Source organism: Bradyrhizobium sp. USDA 4503, assembly GCF_054055815.1.
On sequence record NZ_JBSRXS010000001.1, the window covers coordinates 7,888,866 to 7,914,693 of the forward strand.

The 25,828-nt window shown below is 61.3% G+C and carries 24 protein-coding genes and 6 pseudogenes; 14 read left to right on the forward strand and 16 right to left on the reverse strand.

Annotation, left to right across the window (positions count from 1 at the left end; genetic code table 11):
- From istA (ACVMIH_RS37305) to ACVMIH_RS37325, 5 genes and pseudogenes are all read right to left on the reverse strand, one after another.
- A pseudogene (gene istA, locus ACVMIH_RS37305) lies at window positions 1–1,200 on the reverse strand (IS21 family transposase); the annotation flags it as partial.
- Between the two features lie 425 nt (window positions 1,201–1,625).
- A complete protein-coding gene (locus ACVMIH_RS37310; protein ID WP_456865355.1) occupies window positions 1,626–2,630 on the reverse strand; it encodes a tyrosine-type recombinase/integrase in 1,005 nt (334 codons plus the stop codon).
- A 253-nt stretch (window positions 2,631–2,883) separates the two neighbouring features.
- Window positions 2,884–3,447, reverse strand: a complete 564-nt coding sequence (locus ACVMIH_RS37315; RefSeq protein ID WP_456866637.1) for a tyrosine-type recombinase/integrase — start codon at window positions 3,445–3,447, stop codon at window positions 2,884–2,886.
- Window positions 3,448–3,472: 25 nt separating this feature from the next.
- On the reverse strand, window positions 3,473–3,865 hold the full coding sequence (locus ACVMIH_RS37320) for a tyrosine-type recombinase/integrase (protein ID WP_456866639.1): 393 nt from the start codon (window positions 3,863–3,865) through the stop codon (window positions 3,473–3,475).
- Window positions 3,751–4,887 carry a tyrosine-type recombinase/integrase gene (locus ACVMIH_RS37325; RefSeq protein WP_456865357.1) on the reverse strand — a complete coding sequence of 379 codons (1,137 nt, stop codon included), beginning with the start codon at window positions 4,885–4,887 and terminating at the stop codon, window positions 3,751–3,753. Before ACVMIH_RS37325 ends, ACVMIH_RS37320 begins: the two co-directional genes overlap by 115 nt.
- Before the next feature lie 216 nt (window positions 4,888–5,103).
- On the opposite strand from ACVMIH_RS37325, the gene ACVMIH_RS37330 reads away from it, so the two are divergent.
- Complete coding sequence (locus ACVMIH_RS37330; protein ID WP_456865360.1) at window positions 5,104–5,358, forward strand: hypothetical protein; 255 nt, start codon at window positions 5,104–5,106, stop codon at window positions 5,356–5,358.
- 220 nt (window positions 5,359–5,578) lie between these two features.
- Here ACVMIH_RS37330 and ACVMIH_RS37335 read toward each other — a convergent pair.
- From ACVMIH_RS37335 to ACVMIH_RS37380, 10 genes and pseudogenes are all read right to left on the reverse strand, one after another.
- Window positions 5,579–6,063, reverse strand: a pseudogene (locus ACVMIH_RS37335) (transposase).
- On the reverse strand, window positions 6,035–6,451 hold the full coding sequence (locus tag ACVMIH_RS37340) for a transposase (protein ID WP_456865363.1): 417 nt from the start codon (window positions 6,449–6,451) through the stop codon (window positions 6,035–6,037). The pseudogene ACVMIH_RS37335 and the gene ACVMIH_RS37340 overlap by 29 nt, the downstream one beginning before the upstream one ends.
- Window positions 6,421–7,406, reverse strand: a pseudogene (locus tag ACVMIH_RS37345) (IS110 family RNA-guided transposase). Before ACVMIH_RS37345 ends, ACVMIH_RS37340 begins: the two are co-directional and overlap by 31 nt.
- 312 nt (window positions 7,407–7,718) lie before the next feature.
- Window positions 7,719–8,432, reverse strand: a complete 714-nt coding sequence (locus ACVMIH_RS37350; protein ID WP_456865366.1) for an SDR family oxidoreductase — start codon at window positions 8,430–8,432, stop codon at window positions 7,719–7,721.
- Window positions 8,429–9,172 carry an NAD-dependent epimerase/dehydratase family protein gene (locus ACVMIH_RS37355; RefSeq protein ID WP_456865369.1) on the reverse strand — a complete coding sequence of 248 codons (744 nt, stop codon included), beginning with the start codon at window positions 9,170–9,172 and terminating at the stop codon, window positions 8,429–8,431. Before ACVMIH_RS37355 ends, ACVMIH_RS37350 begins: the two co-directional genes overlap by 4 nt.
- Before the next feature lie 309 nt (window positions 9,173–9,481).
- Window positions 9,482–9,910: a tyrosine-type recombinase/integrase gene (locus tag ACVMIH_RS37360; protein ID WP_456865372.1), complete on the reverse strand. Its 429-nt coding sequence runs from the start codon at window positions 9,908–9,910 to the stop codon at window positions 9,482–9,484.
- Window positions 9,911–9,982: 72 nt separating this feature from the next.
- A complete protein-coding gene (locus tag ACVMIH_RS37365) occupies window positions 9,983–10,129 on the reverse strand; it encodes a hypothetical protein (protein WP_456865374.1) in 147 nt (48 codons plus the stop codon).
- A 465-nt stretch (window positions 10,130–10,594) separates the two neighbouring features.
- The gene (locus ACVMIH_RS37370) at window positions 10,595–11,896 is read right to left on the reverse strand and encodes a zinc ribbon domain-containing protein (protein ID WP_456865377.1); all 1,302 of its coding nucleotides are present in this window, start codon (window positions 11,894–11,896) and stop codon (window positions 10,595–10,597) included.
- On the reverse strand, window positions 11,893–12,705 hold the full coding sequence (locus tag ACVMIH_RS37375) for a recombinase family protein (protein ID WP_456865380.1): 813 nt from the start codon (window positions 12,703–12,705) through the stop codon (window positions 11,893–11,895). Before ACVMIH_RS37375 ends, ACVMIH_RS37370 begins: the two co-directional genes overlap by 4 nt.
- On the reverse strand, window positions 12,706–12,867 hold the full coding sequence (locus tag ACVMIH_RS37380) for a hypothetical protein (RefSeq protein ID WP_456865383.1): 162 nt from the start codon (window positions 12,865–12,867) through the stop codon (window positions 12,706–12,708). It lies immediately after the preceding gene.
- Between the two features lie 527 nt (window positions 12,868–13,394).
- On the opposite strand from ACVMIH_RS37380, the pseudogene ACVMIH_RS37385 reads away from it, so the two are divergent.
- From ACVMIH_RS37385 to ACVMIH_RS37405, 5 genes and pseudogenes are all read left to right on the forward strand, one after another.
- Window positions 13,395–13,661, forward strand: a pseudogene (locus ACVMIH_RS37385) (hypothetical protein); the annotation flags it as partial.
- A gap of 523 nt (window positions 13,662–14,184) precedes the next feature.
- Window positions 14,185–15,435 (forward strand): group II intron reverse transcriptase/maturase, encoded by a 1,251-nt coding sequence (gene ltrA, locus ACVMIH_RS37390; RefSeq protein WP_456865386.1) that lies wholly within the window; start codon window positions 14,185–14,187, stop codon window positions 15,433–15,435.
- 76 nt (window positions 15,436–15,511) lie between these two features.
- Window positions 15,512–16,051 (forward strand): group II intron maturase-specific domain-containing protein, encoded by a 540-nt coding sequence (locus ACVMIH_RS37395; protein ID WP_456865389.1) that lies wholly within the window; start codon window positions 15,512–15,514, stop codon window positions 16,049–16,051.
- Window positions 16,052–16,229: 178 nt separating this feature from the next.
- Window positions 16,230–16,781: a hypothetical protein gene (locus tag ACVMIH_RS37400; protein ID WP_456865392.1), complete on the forward strand. Its 552-nt coding sequence runs from the start codon at window positions 16,230–16,232 to the stop codon at window positions 16,779–16,781.
- 160 nt (window positions 16,782–16,941) lie between these two features.
- Window positions 16,942–17,189: pseudogene (locus ACVMIH_RS37405) on the forward strand (ATP-binding protein).
- Between the two features lie 179 nt (window positions 17,190–17,368).
- Here the strand turns inward: ACVMIH_RS37405 and ACVMIH_RS37410 are convergent.
- Window positions 17,369–18,868: an ISNCY family transposase gene (locus ACVMIH_RS37410; RefSeq protein WP_456865395.1), complete on the reverse strand. Its 1,500-nt coding sequence runs from the start codon at window positions 18,866–18,868 to the stop codon at window positions 17,369–17,371.
- Between the two features lie 585 nt (window positions 18,869–19,453).
- Here ACVMIH_RS37410 and ACVMIH_RS37415 point away from each other — a divergent pair.
- The 8 genes and pseudogenes from ACVMIH_RS37415 to istB all read left to right on the forward strand — a co-directional run bounded on the left by ACVMIH_RS37415 (window position 19,454) and on the right by istB (window position 25,816).
- Window positions 19,454–19,825, forward strand: coding sequence for a hypothetical protein (locus ACVMIH_RS37415; RefSeq protein ID WP_456865398.1), 372 nt, complete (start codon window positions 19,454–19,456; stop codon window positions 19,823–19,825).
- A complete protein-coding gene (gene rfbF, locus ACVMIH_RS37420) occupies window positions 19,822–20,601 on the forward strand; it encodes a glucose-1-phosphate cytidylyltransferase (protein WP_456865401.1) in 780 nt (259 codons plus the stop codon). The genes ACVMIH_RS37415 and rfbF overlap by 4 nt, the downstream gene beginning before the upstream one ends.
- Window positions 20,598–20,999, forward strand: coding sequence for a hypothetical protein (locus ACVMIH_RS37425; RefSeq protein WP_456865403.1), 402 nt, complete (start codon window positions 20,598–20,600; stop codon window positions 20,997–20,999). The genes rfbF and ACVMIH_RS37425 overlap by 4 nt, the downstream gene beginning before the upstream one ends.
- 17 nt (window positions 21,000–21,016) lie before the next feature.
- Complete coding sequence (locus tag ACVMIH_RS37430; protein ID WP_456865406.1) at window positions 21,017–21,670, forward strand: hypothetical protein; 654 nt, start codon at window positions 21,017–21,019, stop codon at window positions 21,668–21,670.
- Between the two features lie 280 nt (window positions 21,671–21,950).
- Window positions 21,951–22,952 (forward strand): glycosyltransferase family 2 protein, encoded by a 1,002-nt coding sequence (locus tag ACVMIH_RS37435; RefSeq protein WP_456865408.1) that lies wholly within the window; start codon window positions 21,951–21,953, stop codon window positions 22,950–22,952.
- A 151-nt stretch (window positions 22,953–23,103) separates the two neighbouring features.
- Window positions 23,104–23,319: pseudogene (locus tag ACVMIH_RS37440) on the forward strand (IS110 family transposase); the annotation flags it as partial.
- A 203-nt stretch (window positions 23,320–23,522) separates the two neighbouring features.
- Entirely contained in the window at window positions 23,523–25,061 is a 1,539-nt protein-coding gene (istA, locus tag ACVMIH_RS37445; RefSeq protein ID WP_456866612.1) for an IS21 family transposase, read from the forward strand.
- An 11-nt stretch (window positions 25,062–25,072) separates the two neighbouring features.
- Window positions 25,073–25,816, forward strand: a complete 744-nt coding sequence (istB, locus tag ACVMIH_RS37450; protein ID WP_456864986.1) for an IS21-like element helper ATPase IstB — start codon at window positions 25,073–25,075, stop codon at window positions 25,814–25,816.
- Window positions 25,817–25,828: the final 12 nt, after the last annotated feature.

Consider the following 25,828-nt stretch of genomic DNA (forward strand, 5'->3'; position numbering starts at 1 on the left):
CTAGTTGTAGTAGCGCGGCCCGCGGATGTTGGGATGGAGGACCGGCGCGTTGTCGGCGGGGCGCTTGGGTGAAGGCCGCCGATCGAGATTGTTGGCGAGGATCGATTTGACCGAGCCGTAGGTGCGCGCGCCGATATCGATCGCTCGCATGGCGGCTGCATCGAGCCGCTCGTGCCCGTAGGATCGGGCGAGCCGGATGATGCCGAGACAGGCGCGAAAGCCCTGCTCGGGGTGCGCCCGCTCATCGAGGATCAGGTCGCACAGCGCCGCGGTGGCCGGCCCGATCGTGGCGGCCTCCTTGCGGATGCGCTCGATGGTCCAGCCGGCGTAGCGCCGATGACTGGACGCCATGTGTTCCGGCACGGTGGTGTGCTTGTGGTTGTCGCTCATGCGCTGATGCGCGGCGATCCGCTCGCCCTTGTGGAAAATCTCAACGGTGCGGGCGGTGAAGCGCACCTCGACCTCGGCGCGCACGAAGCGGTGCGGAACACTGTAGTAATGCGCCTCGACCTCGACGTGATAGTCGATGCTGACCCGGCAGATCCGCCACTCGGCGAACACGTAGGGGCTCTCCGGCAAGTCCTTGAGCGCCGGCCGGTCGATCTCCTCCAATAGCTTGCGGCGGGTCACGCCGAGCCGCCGGATCGGCCGCTCCTCGTTGAGCCGGGTCATTAGCTCGGTGATCGCTGCGTTGACCTCGGCGAGGCTGTGGAAGGTGCGGTGGCGCAGCCGCCCGAGCAGCCAGCGCTCGACCATGAGGACCGCCTGTTCGACCTTCGCCTTGTCCCGTGGCCGTCGCGGCCTGGCCGGCAGAATGGCGGTGCCGTAATGCGCCGCCATGTCGGCGTAGCTGCGGTTGATCTGCGGGTCGTAGAGGCAGGCCTTGATCACTGCGACCTTGGTATTGTCCGGCACCAGCAGCGCCGGCACGCCGCCGATCGCCTCGAAGGCGCCGACGTGGCCACTGATCCAGTCGGCGAGCCCCTGCGTCCAGGTCGCCTGCACGTAGGTGAAGCTCGATGCGCCGAGCACCGCGACGAAGATCTGCGCGGCGCGTCGCTCGCCGGTGAACCGGTCGATTACCACCGGCACGCCGTCGCCGGCATAGTCGACGAACAGCTTGTCGCCGGACGTATGCGACTGGCGCATCGTCACCGACAGGCGGCCTTCCCAGGCGCGGTAGAGCTCGCAGAACCGCGAAATATGTGATTGTGAACATATTTCGCGATTTTGCGATCTCTTTCGCGAGTTCGAGCACCGGCTCTCGCCGGTCATGCGGCAGCATCATACGGCCGGCGACAAGGTGTTCGTCGACTACGCCGGTAAGAAGATCGGGATTGCCAATCCGGCGACCGGCGAGGGTGCGCTATGCCGAGATATTCGTCGCCGTCCTGGGCGCATCCAACTACACCTACGCGGAAGGGACCTGGACGCAGATGCTTGCGGCGTGGATCGAGGCGCACGTGCGCATGGTCCGTTTCTTCGGCGGCGTACCGCGCCAGGTGGTCCTCGATTTTGTTACTGGTAACAAAATCGAGGTTATGTGCCGGACATCGTTATGTGGCCGGTGTCGGCGTGGGCGAGGCTTTCGAGGGCGGATCATGGGCGCGTGGGCACATAATGAGCTACAGCGAGTTGAGCCAGGCGAGCAGGGTTTTATCGTCCTTCCAGGCGGCGCGAGTCCGGGACACCGTTGAAATATCGGAACCCACTTCGCAGGCGCGCAGCGCCTCGGCTTTAGCGCGCAGCGTCAGCTCGGCATAACGGTTTGTCGTGTCGAGACTCACGTGCCCGAGCCAACTCCGTATGACATTAACTTCGACACCGGATTCCAGGAGGTGGCAGGCAGCGGTGTGCCGGAATAGATGCGGACTGACCCGCCTGGATTTCGGCCCGTGTGTATCGAAGGATGCGCCGTGTCGTCGGACAATCTTATAGATTCCGAACCGCGTTAGAGGACGGGCCTTCGGAGCGCAGAAGACTGGCTCGCCTGGCGATGCGCTATGCTGGGCCAGGAGTGCCTGGAGATACTTCACTGTCTCATCCCAAAGCGGGCACGTGCGCCACTTGTCACCCTTACCGTGCAAGTGGACTTTGGCCGACGGCTTGAGTTCGAGGTGCTCGATACGAAGATCGGCAACTTCCTGCACCCGAGCGCCCGTATTGTACAGGAAGAGCAACAGTGTATGGTCGCGCAGCGCGAGATGACCTTGTCGAGGCAGCGAACGAAACAAGGCCGTTACCTCTTCTCGCTCGAGGAAATGTGTATCGGGCAGTGATGTACGCTTGACGGGGATCGCCGCGTCCTGCTGACAAACCGCCAGCATCTCGGGTGCACGCACAGCGAGGTAGGCAAAGAAGGTGTTCAGTGCTGCCCGCCGTTGATTGCGAGTACGCACCGAGTTACCGCGCTCTTGCTCCAGGTGCCTCAGGAACGCCAGACTTCGTTCGAACGTCAGGTCATCAAGGGCCAGTGTAGCAATCCGGCGACCACGCTGCTCGGACACGAAGCACAGGAACAGGCGGATCGTGTCACGATAACTGCGGATCGAACCGAGCCGCAGGCCCTTCTGTACCGGGAGATGATCGGTGAAAAATGACTGAACCAGTGTACCGAGGGAGGGGGTCATGACTGATCCTCCCCAAGCGTTGTCGCAGCGAAGGCACGGAAGCGGCGGTTGGCGTGTTCGAGAAGCTCCGGGGTCGGCGTCAGATACACCGCAGTGGAATTGATGTCGCCGTGCCCCATGAAAGTCGAGAGTGTAAGAAGCTTCGTCTGAGGATCGAGGCCGAGCCTGTACCAGCGCGTGAGTGTACCAACGGCAAACGAGTGTCGCAGATCGTGCAGACGCGGCGGCGAAATGCCTGGCGGGATCTGCAGATTTAAGCTCGGGACCATAGCGTGAAAGGTCTGGCTGATCGTGCCAGGGTTGATTGGCCGCCCCCCCCGCGCAAGCAGAACAGCGGCGCGTCGTCTGCAGCAATGGCTGCGTGCGCCGTATTCTGGCGTTGACGTAGATGCTGCGCCAGGAGCGTTCCGAGCTTTGGTCCAAATGGGACGAGGCGGCTCTTGTAGAATTTCGTCTCCCGGATAATGAGCAACCGCCGCTCCAGATCGACGTCTTTGAGGCGCAGCCGGCAGGCCTCCCCGACGCGCAGTCCCAGCCCATACAGCACGGCGAACAATACGAAATACGTGTTGCCACGCTCGATCGTACCACCATGGCTCGGCAGCGCCTTGGCAAGGGCGAGCAACCGATTGGCTGTGTCTGTGTCGAAGATAAATGGTGTGCGCTGATATCTTCCGCGACGCGGCGGTGATCTCAGCGGTGTCTGGGCGAGCTTCCCGTGATCGACGAGATACGAGAGCAGTCGTCCCACCGTAGAGCGTAGGTGATTATAGCTTCTTGGCCGCGATCGCGGACGCGAGAGAAGAAACTCATCCACCAGTCCCGGGGTTACCTCACTAAGGCTACCAATTTTGTTCTTCGACAAGTAGGCATCGAACAGCGCGAGCGTCTTCTCTTCGACAACATAGCGCCGTCGCAAAGAGCGCTTGTGGGCGAGGAATTGCTCGATCTCGCGGCCGAGAAAACTCTGGAAACGTGCATCGGAGCTCACAGCACGTCCTCCCCATTGCCGAATGCAACCTCACGCAGCTGTTCGACGGCGATCTTCCGTAGATCTGGGTGGAGGAGGCGCTGCGGTGGCCGACGTAGTCGCCGATATGCTTCAGGGAGAAATTGGCGTTTAGCAGGCGCTGCACACAACTGTGCCGTAGGACATGCGAACCGGCTCGTGGCACGCTAATGCCGGCTTTGCGGATGAAATGGGCGGCGCGACAGACAACCGCGGCGGAGCCAATCGGGGCGTGCGGGGCACAGCAGCGCATAAACACCTCGCGGCATGTCGTGGCTGGTCGCCCGTTTTTGAGGTAATCGACGATCGCTGCTCCCACCCCGCCGAGAGCGGATAAGTGGTGGTATTGCCTGCTTTGCATTCCCGGATCTTAAGCCGTTCGTTGCGCCAGTCGATGTCATCAAGCGTGAGCGAGGCGACCTCCGCTGCCCGCAGCCCATAGGTCGCAAGCAACAGCATCATCGCATAATCGCGCTTGCCAGAGGCGGACCGTCTGTCGATACCCGCCAGCACTTGCTCGACCTGCTCCCAACTGATTGATCGTGGCACGCCAGCGTGCCGGTACGACTGCGGAAACTCGACAAGCGAACTGAGATCCTTGGCCATAACCCCTTCACGATTGAGATAACGCAAAAAGACCCGCAGAACTCCGCATGCATTGCGCACCGTTGACCAGGAAACTCGTGGTGGAGCGTACTCGGCAATGAACCCGCTGAGCACGGTTGGCGATAGTTTTGCGAGGTCGTGGACGCCGATGCGCTCAAGGTAGGCCGCGAACTGACGCAAATTAAATTGGTACTGGTGTATCGAACGCTGGCGAAGTCCCCTCTCTTCGGTCAGGTACCTCAAAAACGCCGGAGCTTGGCGCTCGAACGGGTTGTCTGGCTTATGAGGACGACCCCGGCCAATGTAGCCGGGGATCGTCAGCCTTAGCATCTGGCGGATAGGATTGCGGACTTCATTGCCAACCTGCTTACGTCGCCGGGCTGAGCGTCGTCCTCCGGCACGTTCACCAACCCACGCTTGCACGAATGGCTCGACGTAATCGGGCAGGTTTTTGACATCGCTGGCGCCGTGAGCTTTTGCGAACTCGCCGAAGCTCACCACGATGGGAATCCGGCGAGACACGCTGCTATCCGTATAGCGACGCTCTGCCATCCAGCTGACGTATTGCTCGACTGCGGAAGCGATCCAGGACTTGTGAATGCGATCGATGGTGGTGGGGCGGATGTAGTACTTCTCCAGCATGACAATCTCCTAAGGAAAGAAGAAGATCACCATGCCACGAGCGCTCCGTTATGTTGCCGCTGGCGCGGAGATAATGCTTAGAAATGCAGGTTGTGACGGCATTCGGCACATAACGATGTCCGGCACAGAACCCGGACAATCTCAAGAGCGCGGTGCATAAGTCGTCGTTCTACGATCCCGAAATCACTCGCAGCTACGGGATGATGACGGCGCATTATGGTGTCGCCGTCCTCCCAGCGCGACCGCGGCGCCAAGGACAAGCCCAAGGTCGAAGGTGGGGTGCGCTTCGCCCAGACCTATCTGCTCGGGCGGCTGCGCCATCAGACGTTCTTGCTGACGCAGGCCAACGAGGCGATCGGGTGGAAGGTCGGCTTCGAAGATCGGTTCGAGCACCAGCATCGCTGCCGGGAATGTCCGAAATTCTGTGTAGGGGATTTCTGTGAAGGTGGATTTTGGTGTTTTAGACATTGAGGGGTGGTATCGACGGCATGGCCGACAACTCTGCTTGGCCGGACCGAGTGGTCAAGCTCGGAAAGCGCGGAGCGGCGCGCTGCGGGCGAGGGGCTTAACGGCGAAGGCTCGGACCAAGCGACCATCGTCGGCGCCGTGAGGTCGGTTCGATCATCAGCGCGCTGCCCCCGGAAAGTGCGCGCCGAACTGGATGGCAAACTGTCCCAGTGCGGCGGTCCATTCAACTGGCCGGCACCAATGGACGCCGGCTGCCGCGGGTCTTGATGATCTTGCGCAGCGACCGGTGCAGCGCCTCGACTGCATTGGTCGTGTAGATCATCTTGCGGATGCCTGGCGCGAAAGCGAAGAACGGCACCACGTCCTCCCACGCATTGCGCCAGATCCCGATGGCGCAATAGCGCTGGCCCCATTCGGCCTCGAACTCCGCAAGCCGCACCAGAGCTGTGTCGGCGTTCTCGGCCCGATAGTCTTGATCGAGGGCAGGATCGCCTTGCGGTCCTTCCAGGAGACGAAGGCAAAGCTGTTCCTGATCAGGTGCACGATGCAAGGCCTGCACCAACGTTTGCGGGTAGACCGACGTGATCGCCTCGGGAAGCCCTTCAGTCCGTCGACGACGGCAATCAGAATGTCGTTGACGCCGCGCGCCTTGAGCTCGTTTACGACCCGCAGCCAGAATTTAGCACCCTCGGTCTGCTCGATCCACATCCCCCGGACGTCCTTCTCGCCATCGGCATTGTATGCCAGCGCGACGTAGACGGGCCTTGTTCTTGACCAGGCCCGTCGTCGCGTATCTGACCCGCAGCGCGTCGAAAAAGACGATCGGGTACACGGCGTCGCGAGGCCGGCTCTGCCATTCCCGGGCCTCCTCGACGACGGCGTCGGTGACCCGGCTGATGAGGTCCGGCGATATCGTCGTTATGGACATGTGTGGACGCCCCCGTTGGTGCAAGAAGAATCTTCCGAAGAGCACGGAGCGTGGTCGGGTGCTGACATGTGTCCGGCCATTTGCTGCGGCTGTCACATGCCGCCGGCCCGTATGGGAGTTCGCGCATCGGGTCCAATTCAACCTCGCGTGCTCGAGGCGCGTATCCATGCCCAGACGATACGTGCCATCTTGTTGGCGAGGGCGACGATCACCAGCATGGGCGGCTTGCGGGCAAGCATGCGCGCAAGCCAAGGATCTGCGATCGAGCCTTTGCGCATTGCCCAGCGCATCCGCAGTCGACGTAGGGTTCGTTCGCCCATGCGAGATGTCTCGCCGAGCTTCTGCTTTCCGCCCGTGGAGCGCTGCAGCGGGGTGAGCCCCAGCCGCGCCGCAAAGTCGCGTCCTCTCTTGAAGGCCTGCGCTGTCGGCGTCAGGGCGACGGGCGCCGTCGCCATGATCGGCCCGATTCCCGGGATCGTCATCAGCCGCCTCGCTTCGGCATCCTCCTTCGCGCGCCGGGCGAGCTCTCTGTCGAGCGGCGCCACCCTCTCGTCCAGTGATCGCAACTGCTCCACGAGAAGGTGTAGGGTCGGTTGGGCCAGCTCAGGAATGTCGGTGTCACGGTCCTCGATCGCCGACACGAGTTTGGCAACATGGGAGGGGTCTTGCGCCGCTACCATCCGAATTCGGCCAGATGGCCGCGGATCGCATTGATGGTCTGGGTGCGCTGACGCACCAGGAGGTCGCGAGCGCGAAACACAACGGCCGCCGCCTGCTGCTCCGCGCTCTTCACCGCCACGAAACGCATGGTCGGCCGCGGGACGGCTTCGCAGATCGCTTTCGCATTGGCGGCATCATTCTTCTGCCGCTTCACGAAAGGCTTTACATAGTCTGGCGCAATGAGTCGCGCCTCATGCCCCAGCCTCGCGATCTCGCGCGCCCAGTAATGGCTGCTGGCGCAGGCCTCCATGGCGACCGTGCAAGCCGGCTGCGTGGCAAGAAATTTGCGCACCTGGTCGCGGCGCAGCTTCTTGCGGAAAAGCACGGCCCCAGATGCATCCGCGCCGTGCATCTGGAGCACATTCTTCGCCAGATCCAACCCGATTATGCTAACTTCCGACATGGACACCTCCGTTCAAGTGATGGTCAACGACGCCGCTTTGGCACAGCGATGCCGTGAGGGGCGTCCATCCCATCAACCTCCTGAAAGCTCACATCTAGAGTGCGATCCCCGCGCAGAGTAGCGATGAGCGCCTTGGCAGCGCTCGTGGTCGCCGTGATCGTGCTGCGGCCTCGGCGCGGCTCCCGGCTCGCCGGGCCGGCGTTGCGCGGTCGGGGGGCGAATTCTCGCCGCGGGTCGAACGGCTACCGGGGTGGCCGCGGCCGTGCTGCTGACCGCACGTGGTCGGCATCGGCGCCGTCCGATTCTGACGTCCTACGGCCGGCGGTACTTCCAGCCCTGGAGGTGCAGCTCGGCGATCCTAACGGTGGTTCCGGCCGCGAGCATCGCCGCGACGATCGTGCCGGCGAGTTCGTCGGGATCCATACGGCCCGGCCGGATTGGTGGAAGGGGTTCCTTCATGAGAAGCGACGTGTGGACACCGCTCGGGTAAACCGTGGTCACCTGGACGCCGCTGGATGCGAGCTCGTCAGCCACCGTCTTGGACAATCCGGAAATGGCGTGCTTACTGGCGACGTACGGACCCATCTCTGGGATTGACTTGGTCGCCGCGTCGGACGCGATGGTGACGATCCGGCCACCGCCCTCGCGCGCCATGCGAGCCGCGGCCGCCTTCATCACCAGGAACGCGCCGAGTACGTTGACCGCGACTATCTCCTCGATCTCGGTCAGCGGTGTCTCCAGGAACGGCCGCCATCGGGCGATGCCAGCATTGTTGAAGCAGAAGTCGAGCCGGGGCGGCTCGGCGACCACCCGCTCGACGTCTGCCTCGGACCGCACCTCGGCGACCTGCGGGTGGAAGGTACCGTACGGCTTGCACAGTTGCAGGGTCTGCTCCAGCCCCTCGGTGTCCCGGCCGCTGCCATAGACCTCGACGCCGACCCGGACCAGCGCGAGGCTGAGCGCCTGGCCGATGCCTTTGCTAGCGCCGGTGACCAGCGCGATCCGTGGCGCGCCCGTGGCAGTCATACCGACGGCCAGGTGTGCTCGGGAACATAGCCGAGCTGTTCGGCACCGCTGCGCCAATCGTACAGTGCGTCGTCGCGGGCGGCGACCACCGCGTACGAGCCGCGCGGTGCCGGGTCCTTCGCGAGGCTACCGCGCACCGCCGCCGCGACATCGCGTACGTCGACATAGCGGAACCAGTAGCGCCTGGCGTCCGGGCTGCGGACCGGGCCCGAATTCGCGCCGTCGCCGGCGATCACGCCTGGCCGGATGTTGACCGTGGCCAACTCCGGATACACGACGCCGTAGGCGTTCACGATCTCCTCGCCGAGCCGCTTGGACAGCCCGTAGAACAGGTCCTCCTTCGAGTACGCGTCCGTGGCGGTGATGACCTGGTCGTGCGATCGCGCGCCGCCGTAGACCGCGATGCTGGAGATGTTGACCAGGCGGGCGACGCCTTCGGTCGCGCAGGCCTGCGCGATGTTCCAGGTGCCTTTCACCATCACGTCGACGTACCGTTGTAATGGCGCCGAAAAACGGTCGCGGACCAGCGCGACGGTGTGCACGACAGCGTCGTGGCCGGCGACGATCGGCCGCAACCGCTCTAGGTCAGTGACGTCACCGACGACCCAGCGCTCGTCGCCCCCGTCGTCGGCTCCGTCCGGACGGCAGATGTCGAGCAGAGTCAGGGCGTGCTCGTCGCGGAATGCTCGCGCCAGCTCCGCGCCGAGATAGCCCGCCGCGCCGGTGATTAGGACTTTCATTCGTGTCTTTCCTCCCGCGAGCTACCTAGCGATCTGCTCCGACATGCGGGCTACGCTCCACCGAATTCCCAGCCCCTGTGACTACACAGGTAATGAACCCCTCAGAGATCATCCTCTACTTCTCCTTTACTGAAAGCTTGACCTGCACCAAGCCGGGCCGGCGATACAGCTCGATAATTAGTACCGGGCTTCGGAATCTGAATTTAAGCAATATCGCCCGTCGCGGAGCAGTAATTCTGCGCCTGATCCTCGAAACATGACGCTTTTGTCTCGTCAACTTTGACGCTGATCTGAGCGAGCCACCAGAGGTCATCTCTCACCTCTAAGAAGGATCGGGCCGGGACGATGCTTGATGCCCAGGCGCTGGAACAAATGGAGGCAGCGGACGCAAGAAGAAAAATGGCGCTTGTATGCTGCAAGGAATGCGGATGGATGCGCTTCTCCTAACAGTGTGCGGGTTGCTCTGGCTCCGGCTGTGATGTGCTTGAGCAGGTAACGAACGCCAAAGCGGGTCAACTTGTTGCCCTGGCGGTTCACGAATAGCGGAGCGTCCCTGACTTCTGAGTGAGCAGCACTGTTCGAGAGTTCTTGCAGAAGCCGTGCAGTTTGCGGCCAAATTGGACACAGTCGTGTTTTGCCGCCCTTGCCGTGCAGCCGGACTTGACGAGGAGGATCAGTGCGGATGTCGGATAGCCGCAGATCGAGTATCTCCTGAACGCGGGCACCCGTGTTGAGCATCAGTGCGAAACAAGGCGTAGTCGCGCTTACCTGTTTGTGGAGCGATCGATCGATTTGAGCAGCGCTTCGACTTTATTCGATCGGCTTGCTGCGTGCGCTGCGTTTGAACGGTATGCCTAGCACGCGCTGCAGCTTGGCTAGATAGGCAGGCTGTTCGGTTGCAAGAAAGCGAGCAAATGTGAGCAGCGCCGCCAGCCCTGCATTGGGGGGCGACGCCATTGTGACGCTCGGCCTCCAAAGGCCAGGAAGTCTTGGACTCGACGAGGTCGAGATCCTCGGTGGCCTTCGCTGTTTGCGACGGTGATTTCACCGCTCCTCGGCAACATCTACCTGCACTGTGTGCCGCAGTCGTAAGAGAGGAGGTTCAGGATGAACTAATCCAATCAAACAAGAAGCTGTACGGAAGATGGAGGCGGGCCCTCCGAAGTCGGTTTTCAGGAGCAGGCTTCAAACCACTCCAGGCGGCCTAGGTAAAGAGCCATGGTCGTGAGCGCTGGAGTAAAGCGTGGGGAAGAACCCCAGCAGGTGCGAGTCAGAGAGACGAATGCAAATAAACCCTCGAAGACGCGTCGTTAAAATCAAATGTCGTCAAAACCGGGTGCGGGTGCAGAGCCCGGGACAAATCTGTCGGAAACCTGATTACTGGACAGATGGCGGCCGGTGTATAGGGGGCGTGACTCTGACTCAGGCTTCAGTACGGCACTGCGGGAACCAGTCGTTCCGATGGCAAGGGAAAAGCACAAGTGGCCAAAACCACAAGGCGAAACACCCGATGCGGAGCACTGGGACGGACCGACTCGTACGAGCGATGAAGGCTGGTAATGCGGCTGGAGCAAAAGGGGTCGGGTCAGACAGCTGTATTTGGCGTTCAACTCGCAAGAGGAGGAGGCGCGTGAGTGCAGCGAAAACCGTTTGATATCTCGAAGCAGCAAGTGTGGAAAAGCGCGACCGCAACTCGTCATTGATACGGATGCGCCACGGCGCGCCAGGTGTGATCTGCTCTCCGGCAATGAAGCCATCGTTGAGGCAGCGATGCAAAGTAGAGGGTGCGATCCCGAGAGCGCGTGCTGCTTTCTCGATCGTCATGCACTCGCCGTCCTGCACTTGCTGTTTCGGCTGGAAGCACGGGATCTCCCAGTGCGTCCGCAGGCTCGACACACGATTTGCCGTAAACGACAGTCCTGTGGCCGTTGTACGGCCTTGGCGATTGAGGATGCCGGCGATCTTGGTGTCGGGATAATGTGCAGCCAGTCGCCGCAGCAGATCGATCGTATCGTCGGCGGTGCGGATCGGCGATGGATACGAGTGCGGCAATGGGACATTAACTTCACTGAAGAGACCGCCGCGCCAACGCAGCGTCAGGTGAGCGTTGTATTTATCGCGCTCGACTCTCAAGGTGACATCGTCGAGCAGCGTGCGGAGCAACTCCTTGCGATCGCGATCGCTCGTCGTGGGAGCGAACCAGATACGCTTGAGGTCTTTACCGAGTGCAAGGATCGCGTCGCGTTCTTCGTGCGTAAGCGAGCGCGGTCGGGCATGTTCGCGGTCCGAGAGTTCGGATTCGGCAGTCTTCAGTTCCAGCAGAGCGCTTTCCCATTCTGCTTCGAGTCCACGCGCGACGAGTCTATTCTCCGGGTCCACGGCGCGATAGCGTCGCTCGGCGCGCTGCGCGTTGTAGCGCGCACGCTCGACGTCGCGACGGAACTGCGCGAGGGTCGTCTCGTGATCGGCGTCGAATTGCTCGATCGCCTGGAGCGAGGCTTCTAGGCCTGCGGGCGCGAGAGCCGCAAGGAACGCTTCGGCGACAGCCGCATCGATCTGCACACCGCCGATGTTGAGGCAGTACTCGCCCCGGCCGTTGACGATGTTCTTGCCGGCGCAGTGATATCCGGGCGCCGAGAGCCGGCCGCTGTAGTGTACGGCCAGGCGCCGACCGCAGTGTCCGCATACGGCGAGGCCTTGCAGGAGTGCTGCGCCTTCTCTCACGGCACCCCCGCTCTGGTGCGGTCGAGATGGATGTTCCGCGCCAGTCGCTTCTGGTTCGCCTCGAAGGTATTCCAATCGATGTATCCGGCATGATGGTCACGAATGAACACCGGCCACTGCTCGCGGTCGCGTTGTCGGATGCGCTTTCGGATCCGACCGCCCGCATCGAGATAGCATGTCTGCTGGGTGCGGCCATACACATAAACGCCGGCATAGAACGGGTTGGTGAGGACCTGGTGGATCTTTGTGTAAGTGGGGGCGACCCAGCGGAGATCGACAAGGCTGTTGGAGTGCAGCGGAAAGCGCAGGCCTTGCGAGCGGAACCACAGCCACACGCGTCGTGCCGAGCCGAATTCGGCAAAGCGGTCGAAGACAGCATGGATCGCGGCTTGCACCGACTCGTCAGGATGCAACAGCACCTCCCCGTCGGCGTCGCCCCGTACCAGACCCACCGGCAGCCCGCGGTGCAGTTCTCCGCGTGCGGCCTTGTTGCGGATGCCACCGAGCAGCCGCGCACGCAGCACATGCAGCTCGGCCTCTGACATCGTACCTTTGAGCCCGAGCACCAGGCGGTCATTGAACAAGCCCGGATGATAAATCCCATCTCCATCACCGATGAGCGTGTGGGTCAGGCCACATAGATCGAGCAGACGGTACCAATCAGCACTATTGCGCGCTAGTCGCGAGACTTCCAAGCCGAGCACAATGCCCACCTGGCCGAGGCCGACCTCCGCGGTCATACGCGCGAAGCCGGTGCGCTCGGAAAGGCCGGAACCGGAAACACCGAGGTCCTCATCGATGACCTTCACCTAATCGCGTCGCCAACCAAGCCGCGCGGCGCGTTCGGTTAACTCGTACTGACGGGCAGTGGACTCGCGATTATGCTCGACCTGCGTCGTACTGGACTGACGCACGTAGACGATTGCGCATCGGCAGAGGTGCTCAGCGGTGATCTTGCTCAGTTCGTTCATCGTTGTGATCTCCGGCAGTGGCGATTGCTCGGGCGATTAGTCGGGCGAGTCGCAGCACGAGATGTGCGCGCTGCTCTTTATCGAGGGCCCCCATACGGGTACGGCCCCGCGCTGAGGTGGTGGGTCGAGAAAGCTTAGCTGCTGCATGCATGGCTGTCCTCCGATTCCGGTGGCAGGACAGTATGCGCGGCATCCAATTGCCGCAGCAAAGCGTCGACGATCGTCCGGGCGTGCAGCAGCTCGGCGTGGGAAGCCAGGAATGCCGCTCGAGCGCATTGCGGGCTTGCACGCGGTAAATGTTGTGCGATAGGCAGATCTGTCCACGCGGCCGGTACAAGGGCACGGGTACCATCGGGCAGTACAAGCGTCAGATGAAGTTCGCCGCGTCGATGACACCAGCCAAGCACGTTAAGCGCAGATCCCTCAAAGGGATTGGCGCGACCGAACGATGGTTACCTGATCGGGATAGTCGTCGAGATGATGAGCGCGGTGGTGGGTAGTCTGTCGAGTAGTCTTTCGACAACGTCCGGCATGACCGGCTGTTGGAGAAGGTGGCGCGGCGGGTTGATGACGCGGACATCATGCATCTCCTGAAGATCATGCTGAAAGCCTCCGGCAGGAAGGGCGTTCCTCAGGGCGGTGTGATATCGCCCTTGCTCAGTAATCTCTACCTCAATGAGGTGGACAAGATGCTGGAGCGAGCGCGGAAGTCACCCGCAATGGCAAGTACACCTACGTCGAATACGCGCGTTTCGCGGACGATCGTGCGCCACGACGGCGCGGAGGAGGTGTGATGTAGAGCACCTTTGAGCAGCCTTGCTGCACAGAAGATGGGGGTCGGCCCCTCGAACTCGGGTTGCAGGATCAGGGTTCAAACCACCGGCTGCTGCTTCGGCCCAATGGTCGAGGTGGTGAGCGAGACCGGAAAAGGCAGAGCAAGACTCTGTCAGGTAAGGATCGAGGAGACGAGCGCAAGCGAACCACCGATGAACTGTCGAAAGCGTAGGGAAGACGTCAAAACCAAGGGGTAGTCGTTATCTTGGGATCAGTCTGAGCGATACCTGTTTACGGCTCAGGCGGCGTCCGGCAGGCGAGGTGGCGTGACCTCGGTTCAGGCTTCTGTGCGGAACGTGGGAACCTGTATCGCGGTGCCAAGGGAATGGTTCAAGTGGAAGCCCCACAAGAGTCTGAGTACCAATGCGCGATGCAGGGACGGAGCCGTGTGTAGTAGTGACGAAGGCACTGTAATGGTGGCGGAGCGAAGGCACGGCACTGTCCCGCTTGATTGGAAGAACAACCGGAAACGGGAGGACTCTTTTGCGTCAAGCAAAGCCGTATGACATCCCCAAGCGCTGGGTTTGGGAGGCGTACAAACGGGTTAAAGCAAATCGGGGCGCAGCCGGTGTGGACGAGCAGTCGATCGAGGTGTTCGAGGCAGACTTGCAGAGCAATCTGTACAAGCTCTGGAATCGAATGTCTTCGGGCAGCTACTTTCCACCGCCGGTCAAGCGTGTGCAGATCGACAAGCGCGACGGCGGGAAGAGGCCGCTAGGAATTCCTACGGTGTCGGATCGCGTTGCTCAGGCGGTCGTCAAAGGATATCTGGAGCCGGATTTGGAGAAACACTTTCATCCAGACTCGTTCGGATATCGACCCGGAAAGTCGGCGCTCGATGCCGTTGGGGTTGCTCGCCAGCGATGCTGGCGGCATCCCTTCGTGCTCGATCTCGACATTCGGGCCTATTTTGACTCGATATCGCATGAACTTTTGCTCAAGGCGATTCGGAAGCATACGGACTGCGCCTGGGTGTTGTTGTACATTGAACGGTGGCTTAAAGCTCCCGTTCAACTGGAAGACGGCACCCTTGAACCCCGAGAGAAGGGCACGCCGCAGGGCTCGGTGGTATCACCGCTGATGGCGAATCTCTTTCTCCACTATACGTTCGACATGTGGATGCGAAGAAATCATCCGAGCATCCCGTTCGAGCGTTATGCCGATGATATTCTCTGCCATTGCGACAGTGAGCGGCAGGCACAAGAACTGAAGGAGGCGCTTGCGAAGCGCTTTGCCGAATGCGGACTGGAGCTTCATCCGAACAAGACGAAGATAGTCTATTGTAAGGATGACGACCGGCGAGGTGATTATCCTGAACAGAAATTCGACTTTTTGGGCTACACGTTCCGTGCCCGTCGGTCGAAGAATCGTTGGGGAAAGCACTTCGTCAACTTCAGCCCCGGTGTCAGCAATGCCGCGACGAAGGCAATCCGACAGGAAATCCGTGCCTGGCAACTACGCTGCCGGGTCGATAAGAGGATCGACGACCTGGCGAGGATGTTCAACCCGATCATTCGAGGCTGGATGAACTACTATGGTCGGTACTACAAGTCGGCGCTTTATCCGACACTACGCCATCTCGACCGATGTCTCGCGCGATGGGCGATGTCGAAATACAAACGTCTGCGGCGACATCGAAGACGGGCAGAGCACTGGGTACGGGACATTGCGTGCCGCACCCCCACGCTGTTGGCCCATTGGCCGATGCTGCACAAGACGGCGGCTGGACGGTAAGAGCCGGATGAGCGGAGACGTTCACGTCCGGATCTGTGAGCGCCTGGGGGTGAAACTCCCCCGGGCGACTCGACTGGTGGTCTTGATCGACGCCTATAAACGTCATGACTGGCTGATTGGAGCCGTGACCAAACGACTCCGGGAGGAGTTCGCCAAGCTGCAGGTGGAAATCAATGATGAAAAGAGCCGAACCGTGGACCTGGAACGAGGTGAAAGCTTCAGCTTCCTGGGGTTCGACTTCCGCTACCTCCGCAGTCTACGCGGAGCGATGCGGCCGCATTACACGCCCAAGCTCAAAAAGCGGACGGCGCTTCTGCGCGAGCTCAAAGAGGTGTTTCGCCGCTACCGGTCGCAGCCGATTGACAGGGTGATAAGCCTGATCAATCCGATGCTCCGGGGGTGGGTGAACTACTTCGCGGTTGGACACTCCAACGAGTGCTTCAGCCTCATCAAAGATTGGGTGGAGAAGAAGGTCAGGCGCCATCTGGCTCAGGCTCGGAAACGAAAGGGCTTCTGCTGGAAGCGGTGGAATAGGTCGTGGTTGTACGACACTCTTAGGCTGTTCAACGGCTATCGAGTGCGACGCGATGGACCGAAAGCTGCTCTAGCCGGATAGGTCCCATAAGCCTTGGTGTGAAGCAAATGGGAGCGCGCAGTGCGGGAAATCCGCATGCTGCGTGCGACGTGGAGGGGACTGGAAACGTGGCACGGTCGAAAGGCCTGCTGGCGCGCCAGTCCTCGACCCTACCTGTGAGCGCCTGGGGGTGAAACTCCCCCGGGCGACTCGACTCGTCATGGGCTTCGAGAGCAAGGCAGATGCGCAGGAAATGCTCTTGGCCCTCAAGGCGCGGCTGGCCAGCTTCGGCCTGACGCCTCATGAGGACAAGACGCGGCTGATCGAGTTTGGCCGGTTCGCGGCCCTCTCACGTCAGCGGCGCGGCGAGCGGCGGCCAGAGACCTTCGCTTTCCTCGGCTTCACTCACTACTGTGCGCGGACCCGAGATGGCTGGTTCATCGTGAAGCACAAGACGGAAGGGAAACGCCTGACGCGCAAGCTGACGGCGTTGCGCCAGGAAGCCTGGCGGCTCATGCACGCGGCACTCGCCACGCAGCACGAGTGCCTCGCCGCCGTGCTGCGCGGGCACTATGGCTATTATGGCAGGCCGCACAATTACCCAGCGCTCAACGGCTTCTACCGCGAAGTGCGTCGGACCTGGCTGCGTTGTCTGAGACGGCGTAGCCAGAAAAGTCGGCGCATGGGCTGGCCGGAGTTCGAGGCCCTGACGGCACGCTTCCGCCTGCCAACTCCACGCATCACTCGCACATGGGCGCAGGCGCGGATATGACGCGGGTTACTCTCGGGGAGAGCCGGGTACGGGAAAGCCGCCCGCCCGGATCTGTGAGAATGGCCAAGCTACTCGACCACGACCCATAAGTCGAGTCACGTTGAGCTCAGCGTGACTAGATGATCTTGCTTACGTCACCAAGGACCAGACCGAGAGCAGTGTGCTGTTCGAGCTTATCAGCGCACGCTACGAGCGGCTCTCGATGCTGATCACCGCCAATCAGCCCTTCGGAGAATGGAACAAGGTCTTCCCCGACCCGTCATGACGCTCGCCGCCATCGATCGTCTTATTCACCACGCCACCATCATCGAGATGAACGTTGAGAGCTATCGCCGCCGCACTGCGATCGAGCGAAAGCGCGGTCCAGGACGGTCGCCGGAGCACGCGACGCCGAAAACACTCGCTTGATTGTCGCTCCGCGACAATCAGAACCAACAAAACTCTTCGTATTGCCTCACATATCGATGCTCCCGAGTGCGATGGGTTGCCTCATTTATTTTGCTCCCGGCTTGGGTTGAGGAGGAGGCCGGGTGCGGAGATGGCCGGGGTTTCGGAGCGCCCGGCCTCCTCCGCTGGCACCTGGCACATCATTGGGGTGTTGTGACCTCATACTCCGGAAGCGTTTCCTCCGTAGGAACGAACAGTAACGCGTTCGCTTGCTCGCTGCGCCAGGATTTAAGTCGACGTTGAAGCGTTCGAAGAAGCTTGTTCGGATAGGCTCCAGGATATTCCACCTGCAACCGGGAGAGCAGTTCGCTGCCAGTCCGCCAAGGTTCGACTTCAAACCATTTTCGCAAATCTGGCGTTGCCCTGATGAGCGGGTCGGGACGGCGCCGACCTCTCTTCGCTTTCGCGATTGGCCGATCCGTCGGTCGCATAGCTCCGTCCTTCCAGGCGGTTCGTAGACTTGCCAGAAAGAGATCAATCGATTGCGATGCCCCAGCAGGATTGACGATAGGCTGGGTATCCGCAAGCGCCGCGAGGCCTTCCTGCGCGCCGCGGAAATCGCGCAACAACGCGACCGGGTCGAGAGCGGCATAAATTTCTTGGAGTTGGGCACGAACCGCGTCGGGCGTGCGGGCGTCGGCGGCCAAGCGCTGGTGTGGTGTTGTCGGCGCGCTGTATGTCTTGCGCACACGCGCACCGTCGCGCTGCTTGGCTATCAATTTGAACGAGGGTTGGAAGAAGTTCACGAACAACCGCGCCGATCGATAGAGTTCAGCCAGCAGCTTGGCCGCTTCCAGGCCCTCGAACCGACGATAGCCGACCATCCTGCGCACGACGGCGCCGTTCTTCTGCTCGACGAACGCCTGGTCATTCTTTCGGTAGGGCCGGCAACGCGTGAAGACGATGTTGGCCGCCTCGCAGTAGGCTTTGAGCGTCTCGTTCATGAACACGGTATCATTGTCAGTATCGAGGCCGAGCAGCGCAAAAGGCAATTGTTTGCGCAATTCCGTCAGCACCGTGCTCAACAGCGTCTGTTCGCGCACGATCAGAGGAGCGCACTCCGTCCAGCCAGTAGCAATGTCGGTGAGCCCGAGGGTCTGGATGAAGCTGCCACGCGCAGATGGACCGCTATGCGCGACAAGGTCGGCCTCGACGAATCCCGGCGCCGGATCATTCCAATCTGCCGACGTCCTTATTGGAACACTGCGACGCAATGAGTGCGCCGCGTGCCGCCGGCGCTTGCGACCTAATTCTTCTCGGACCCGCACCAATGCGCGGTCGATCGTCGCAGCGCTCATCGCCAAAAGTTTGTCGCGGATCTCGGGGGCAAGGTCGAGGTGGCCGTGCCGTTCCATCGCCTCAATCAGCGCAGGCATTAACGCCTTCAGCCGCTTCCCGCAGATCCGGTCTGACGCCTCCCAAAGGAGCACGAGCGCGTTGTGTTCTGCCTCATTATAGACTCGACGTCGCGCCCGTCGGCCCTGGCGTGCGTCTTCCTGACCTCGAAGTAGGCGCATCGCATGCTTGCGATGGAATCCGGTGATGTCGACGAACTCGTCCAATATCCGCGCCTTCTTCGCGCGATCCGAACGCCGATAGCGCGCGCCTGCTGCCGCCGTCAGTTCCTTCCGCGTTGCCATCCTTAGCCACCCCGTCTTCGCCCCCGCTCGTTCCCGATCCAAGGGAGCAATTTACGTGAGGCAACGGCTCAGCATCCGGTAACAATTTAGGGCGAGGCAATGCGCTCTTGCGCGCGACAATCATCGCGGTGATCATCATCACGCCGCGACACTGACTCGCGATCCTGACCGTCACGCTCTTCGCACCCAGATTGCCGCGCTATATTGGGACGTCAAACCGAGATAGGCGCCTTGCGATCGGTCTTCAGCAGCATAGCCGACAATGCTGCCTTGACCTGTCCACTCCGCATATCCCAACGGAGTTCAGCGAAACATCGAGGCCGACGTAGATCATGACTTTCCTCCTTCGGATAAAATCGGTCCATGATCGTCAGTCAAAAGGGGCTACTGGGCAAATAGGTCGGCGATCGGGACCGAATACCCCATCTCTACCGTGAGTCGGTTTGTTTCATGTCCATCCCGCCCCCAGGTGACAGACTCTACCAGTTCTTGGAGGAGATTGCGGGGCTCAGGTCAGTTAGAAGCTCCTCGAGGCTGATATCCATTGGAATGAGATTCGTCTACGAGGCTCGCAGGAAGGGGCCTATGCCAAAAGATGATCATTGTGCCAGCGGAAGGAGGTTGTCAGCCTTGCTGGATCGAACTTTGCTCGCTCTATCCGCTGTAACCGCAGCAATCCTTTTCACTTGGCTGCTACACTATAGCAGTTACGGGCTCTTGCTCAGCGACGAAGGTTTCTTCCTTCACTCCATCGCCAACCGATTCGCTACGCAAATCAGTATTCCGCCGACCCTTTTCGGCTTCGTCTATCACTGGACATATCGATGGGCAGAGGACGACATCGCAGTGCTTCGCATGACGAACGTCACGCTCACCACGGCGTTGGGATGGAGTCTCAGCTTCCTTGTGATCCCGCGCCGACAACGGCCGGTCAGCCAGAAATGGAGCCAGTCGTGAAAGCTGTGATCCTCGCGGGTGGACTTGGAACCCGAATCTCCGAGGAAACCCACCTTCGGCCCAAGCCCATGATCGAGATCGGCGGCAAGCCGATTCTGTGGCACATCCTCAAAATCTACTCGCACCATGGCATCAACGATTTCATCATCTGCTGCGGCTATAAGGGCTATCTGATCAAGGAATACATCGCCAACTACTTCCTGCACATGTCGGATGTCACCTTTGACATGACGAAAAACGGCATGGAGGTTCACCAGCACCATTCCGAACCTTGGAAGGTGACGCTGGTCGATACCGGCGAGAGGACCATGACTGGTGGTCGGCTCAAGCGAGTTGCTAATTATCTGACCGCTGACGACGCCTTTTGTTTGACATATGGCGATGGTGTGGGAGACATCGACATAACCGCATTGATCGCCTTCCACCGTCGCCAGGGTACGCTCGCCACTCTAACTGCTACCTATCCGCCTGGCCGTTTCGGCGCCCTCGAAATTCGCGCTGATCACCGCGTCGCCGCTTTCAAGGAAAAACCCCGGGGTGATGGGGGGATGATCAATGGTGGCTTCTTCGTGCTCTCGCCGAAAGTAATTGACCTGCTGGTGGATGACTCCACTGTTTGGGAGCGCGAGCCGCTCGCAGCCTTGGCTGAGCAGCAACAGCTTTCGGCCTACCAGCACCACAGCTTCTGGCAGCCCATGGACACTCTGCGCGACAAGACATTCCTCGAAGCGCTCTGGGTTGAGGGCAGGGCCCCATGGAAGGTGTGGGAAAAATGAGCCACTTCTGGACAGGCAAGCGCGTCTTTCTCACCGGGCACACAGGCTTCAACGGCTCGTGGCTCGCGCTTTGGCTGCAACATTTCGGCGCGCGGGTGACTGGCTACGCGCTGCCCGCAATGGCCAGCCTCTTTAAAATCCGCGTCGGGGCTGGCATGGAGTCGATTCTGGGGAACGTGACCAACTACAATCGTTTGGTCAGCACGTTTGTAGCGCTGCGCCCGATGTCATTATCCATACGGCTGCACAACCATCAGTGCGCTATTCCTATGCCAATCCAAATGAGACCTATCGCACCAATGTCATGGGAACGGTGCACTTATTGCAGGCCTTCGGCAGGTGAACTCGGTCCGCGCCGTGCTCAACATCATCTCCGACAAGTGCTGCGAGAACCGTGAATGGATCTGGGGCTATCGTGACAACGACCGGCTCGGCGGACGTGATCCCTATAGCAACAGCAAAGTCTGTGCCGAACTTGTATTCTCGGCTTTTTCGTGACTCTTTTTTTCCGCCCGGCAGCCACGTGGGCCACGCCGTGACGTTGGCCACGGCTCGTGTCGGCAATGTGATCGGCGGTGGCGACTGGGCCCAGAATCGCTTGATCCCCGGTATCCTGCGCGCCATCGCTGCGGGGGTGGAGGTGGAAATCCGCTCGCCGATAGCTATTCGTCCGTGGCAACACGTGCTCACCACCCTTTGGGGATATCTTGCGTTAGCTGAGCGCCTGTTCACCGATGGTTTGGCCTTTGCTGATGCATGGAATTTCCGCCCAGCCAAAGCCCACTCGGTGGCTTGGATTGCCGATCGCTTGACCGGCCTGTGGTCGCCGGAAGCCCGCTGGACCGTCACCAATGCACCACAACTGCATGAGGACCACCATCTGCGGCTCGATTGCGCAAAGACAGGCCAGAAGCTGGGTTGGCATGCGCGTTGGGACTTGTCCACCGCCCTGACCCGGATCGTATCCTGGCACAAGGCTTGGCTGGCTGGCGACGACATGGCAGCGCGCATGCTCGCCGACATTATCGATTTCAATGGTGCCCGACGAGATCCCGGAGACAGCGTGTGATGGGCCTTGTAAGATTTACTTTGGCGCCTGTGGCGCTATTGGTCCATTCCAGTTATGGCGCTAGGAGCATGGGCGCACTGGCCAGCGTGGAAGCATTCTGCGTGTTGTCCGGGATTTACATGGTCGCAGTCTATTATACCAAGTACCTAACCGCGTTGCGGCCTCTGGCCGACGTATCCTGTGTTGCTGGCGCGACCGTCAGCACCTACCTCGCTCAAGGCCGCCCGAGGGGGAATGACCTTGGATTGTTCAACCTGTTCTAGATAGAAAGGTACTCCTGATGCTTACCCAGGAAGCTCCATCCAAGACTCGCGGTGATCGACAATCGTCACTTCCGTTGATCACGATTGCCATCCCTGTCCTCAATGAGGCTGACAATCTTGATGCGTTGTACGAGCGACTTTGCCGTCTGGGCGAAACGATGGCGGGGCGCTGCACACTCGAATTCGTGTTCAGCGATAACCATTCAAGTGATCTGACTTGGACGAAGCTCTCGCAGCTGGCGAGCAAGGATTCCCGGGTACGGGCCATTCGCTTCAGCAAGAACGCCGGGTATCAGCGATCGGTTCTCGCCAACTATATGCATGCGCACGGCGACGCCGTGATGCACATCGATGCCGACCTCCAGGATCCGCCCGAGCTTCTTGCCGAGTTCTTTGACTTGTGGCGATCGGGCTACCGGGTTGTATACGGCATTCGGAGGGTGCGATCAGAAGGCGCCGCGATAAACTTGTTTCGGCGGGTTGGCTACTGGACGATCGACAAATTGAGCGAGCACCCCATTCCCAGGGACGTCGGCGATTTCCGATTGATCGATCGCACGGTCCTCGACGCACTGAGAAGAATGAACGTGCCCAGTCCTTACCTTCGCGGTATGATCGCCGGACTCGGGTTCGAGCAGATTGGCGTTCCCTACAAGCGGGATCCTCGTACGCTCGGACAAAGCAAATTCAACCTCGTGCGACTTATCCAGTTAGGGCTTGACGGGATTATCAATCACTCGGTCGTTCCGTTGCGCCTTGCTTCCTTTGTGGGAGCCGCTGCGCTCGTGATCAGTATCGTCGGCGGGCTGTATTTCGTCATCGGAAAGATCGTTCAGCCGGACTATCCGCGCGGGTTCGCCAGCGTTTACGTGCTGCTCTTGTTCGGAATAGGCCTGCACGCGTTTCTGCTCGGTATTGTTGGGGAGTACCTGCTTCGAATCTATCGAATCTTGCGTGGCGAACCTCTCGCCATTGTCGAGGACGCCCTTAACTTCCGTAAGGACGAAATCAGGCTTTAGCTTCCACGCATACCCTGCTTCTTTGCCCGGCTGAGCGAGTTTCCTGTAAGGCCGTATGTCCGCCTCTTCCGGTGAGGTGGCTCGCCCTACACTGCGCGTCCGAGGGTTGCTCGGGCGTACCGAGCCGATCCTCATCACAGGAGGACGAGCCGTGATAGATTATAGGGAAGCATTTGTCGGAATCGACGTCGCGAAGCTGAAAAACGCCATCGCGATCGCGGAAACGGGCCGGGAAGGAGAGGTTCGTTTCTTCGGTGAGGTCGACGCGTCGGCGACCGGCATGCGCCGGGTCGTTGAACGGATCGCCAGCCGGTTTGGGGGGCTGCATTTCTGTTATGAGGCCGGTCCGACGGGCTATGGCCTTTATTGCTGATTCCGCTCGATGTCGCCCACCATTCCGGAATGATCTCGCCCACCATTCCGATTTGATCTCGCCCGCCATTCCGAGATGATCTCGCCCACCATTCCGGGATGATGTCGCCCGGGGTGACGAGGCCTCTTCTGGCTCCGCTACGGTCCCGCCTTTCGGCTTTGCGAAGGGGGACCTGGATGCCGACGGAGAGGTTTGCGATGCGCCATGTGCGCGATGTGATCAGATTGAGATCGGCCGGGATGGCGACCCGTGAGATCGCGCGGCGGGTGGGGACAGCCGCTTCGACGGTGCGGTTGACGATCCGCCGGTTCGAGGCGACGGGGCTGAGCTGGCCGTTGCCCGATGACGTCACCGACGCGGTGCTGGAAGCCTGGCTGTTCGCCAGCGCCGGTGCCGGTCCCGGCACCCGGCGGGGCCATCGCCGGCAGGCGGAGCCGGACTGGGCGGCGGTGCATCGCGAGCTCAAGCGCAAGCACGTGACGCTGTCGATCCTGTGGGAGGAGTACATCGCAAGCGAACCCGGCGGGTATCGCTATTCGCGGTTCTGCGAACTCTACCGGGCCTGGGAAGGCGGCCTGTCGGTGACGATGCGCCAGTCGCATGCGGCCGGCGACAAGCTGTTCGTCGACTATGCGGGCGACGGCGTGCCGGTGGTGATCGACCGGCTGACCGGCGAGCGGCGCGCCGCCCAGATCTTCGTCGCGGTGCTCGGCGCATCGAGCTTCACCTACGCGCAGGCGACCTGGACCCAGGGGCTCGCCGACTGGATCGACGGCCACGTCGGCGCCTTCGAGGCGATCGGCGGCGTGCCGGCGCTGCTGGTGCCGGACAACACCAAGGTCGCGGTGATCAAGGCTTGCCTCTACGACCCGCAGATCAACCGCAGCTATGCCGACATGGCGGCGCATTACGGCACCGCCATTCTGCCGGCGAGGCCGCGACGGCCACGGGACAAGGCGAAGGTCGAACAGGCGGTGCTCATGGTCGAGCGCTGGCTGCTCGGGCGGCTGCGCCACCGCATCTTCTACAGCCTCGCCGAGGTCAATGCGGCGATCGCCGATTTGCTGACCCGGCTCAACGAGGAGCGGCCGATCCGGCGGCTCGGCGTCACCCGCCGCAAGCTGCTGGAGGAGATCGACCGGCCGGCGCTGAAGGCCTTGCCGGAGAGCCCTTACGTGTTCGCCGAGTGGCGGATCTGCCGGGTCAGCATCGACTATCACGTCGAGGTCGAGGCGCATTACTACAGCGTCCCGCATCGCTTCGTCCGCGCCGAGGTCGAGGTGCGCTTCACCGCCCGCACCGTCGAGATTTTCCACAAGGGTGATCGGATCGCCGCGCATCAGCGCATGAGCGGCAACCACAAGCACACCACCGTGCCGGAGCACATGGCGTCCAGTCATCGGCGCTACGCCGGCTGGACCATCGAGCGCATCCGCAAGGACGCCGCCACGATCGGGCCGGCCACCGCCGCGCTGTGCGACCTGATCCTCGATGAGCGGGCGCACCCCGAGCAGGGCTTCCGCGCTTGCCTCGGCATCATCCGGCTCGCCCGATCCTACGGGCAACAGCGGCTCGATGCCGCCGCCATGCGGGCGATCGACATCGGCGCGCGCACCTACGGCTCGGTCAAATCGATCCTCGCCAACAATCTCGATCGGCGTCCTTCACCCAAGCGCCCCGCGGACGACGCGCCGGTCCTTCATCCCAACATCCGCGGGCCGCGCTACTACAACTAGGAGATCACGCCTTGCTCACGCATCCGACCCTCGATCAACTCCACGCACTCGGCCTTCACGGCATGGCCAAGGCCTTTGCCGACATCGAAGCCGGCGGCGAGGCCGCCAGCCTCGGCCATGCCGAATGGCTCGCGCTGCTGCTCGAACGCGAAGCCTCGCTGCGACGCGACAAGCGGCTCTCGAAGCGGCTGCAATACGCCAAGCTGCGCCAGCAGGCCTGCGTCGAGGACATCGACTATCGCACCCCGCGCGGCCTCGACCGCAGCCTGCTGACGATGCTGGTCGAAGGCCAATGGATCGACGACCACGCCAACCTGCTGATCTGCGGGCCCTCCGGCGTTGGCAAGAGCTGGCTCGCCTCGGCGCTCGGCAACAAGGCCTGCCGCGATAATCGCTCGGTGCTCTATCAGCGTGTCCCGCGGCTGTTCAGCGATCTCGCTTTGGCGCGCGGCGACGGCCGCCATCCCCGCATCCTGCGTGCGCTCGGCCGCGTCGATCTCCTCATCCTCGACGACTGGGGCCTCGAGCCGCTCGACGCCGCAGCCCGCTACGACCTCCTGGAGATCCTCGAGGACCGCTACGGCCACCGCTCCACCATCGTCACCAGCCAGCTCCCCGTCGATCAATGGCACGCGCTGATCGGCGATCCCACCTACGCCGATGCCGTCCTCGACCGCCTGGTCCACAACGCCCACCGGATCGATCTCAACGGCGAGAGCCTGCGGCGAACCCGCAAACCCGACCGAAAGACCTGAGCCAGTGGCGCT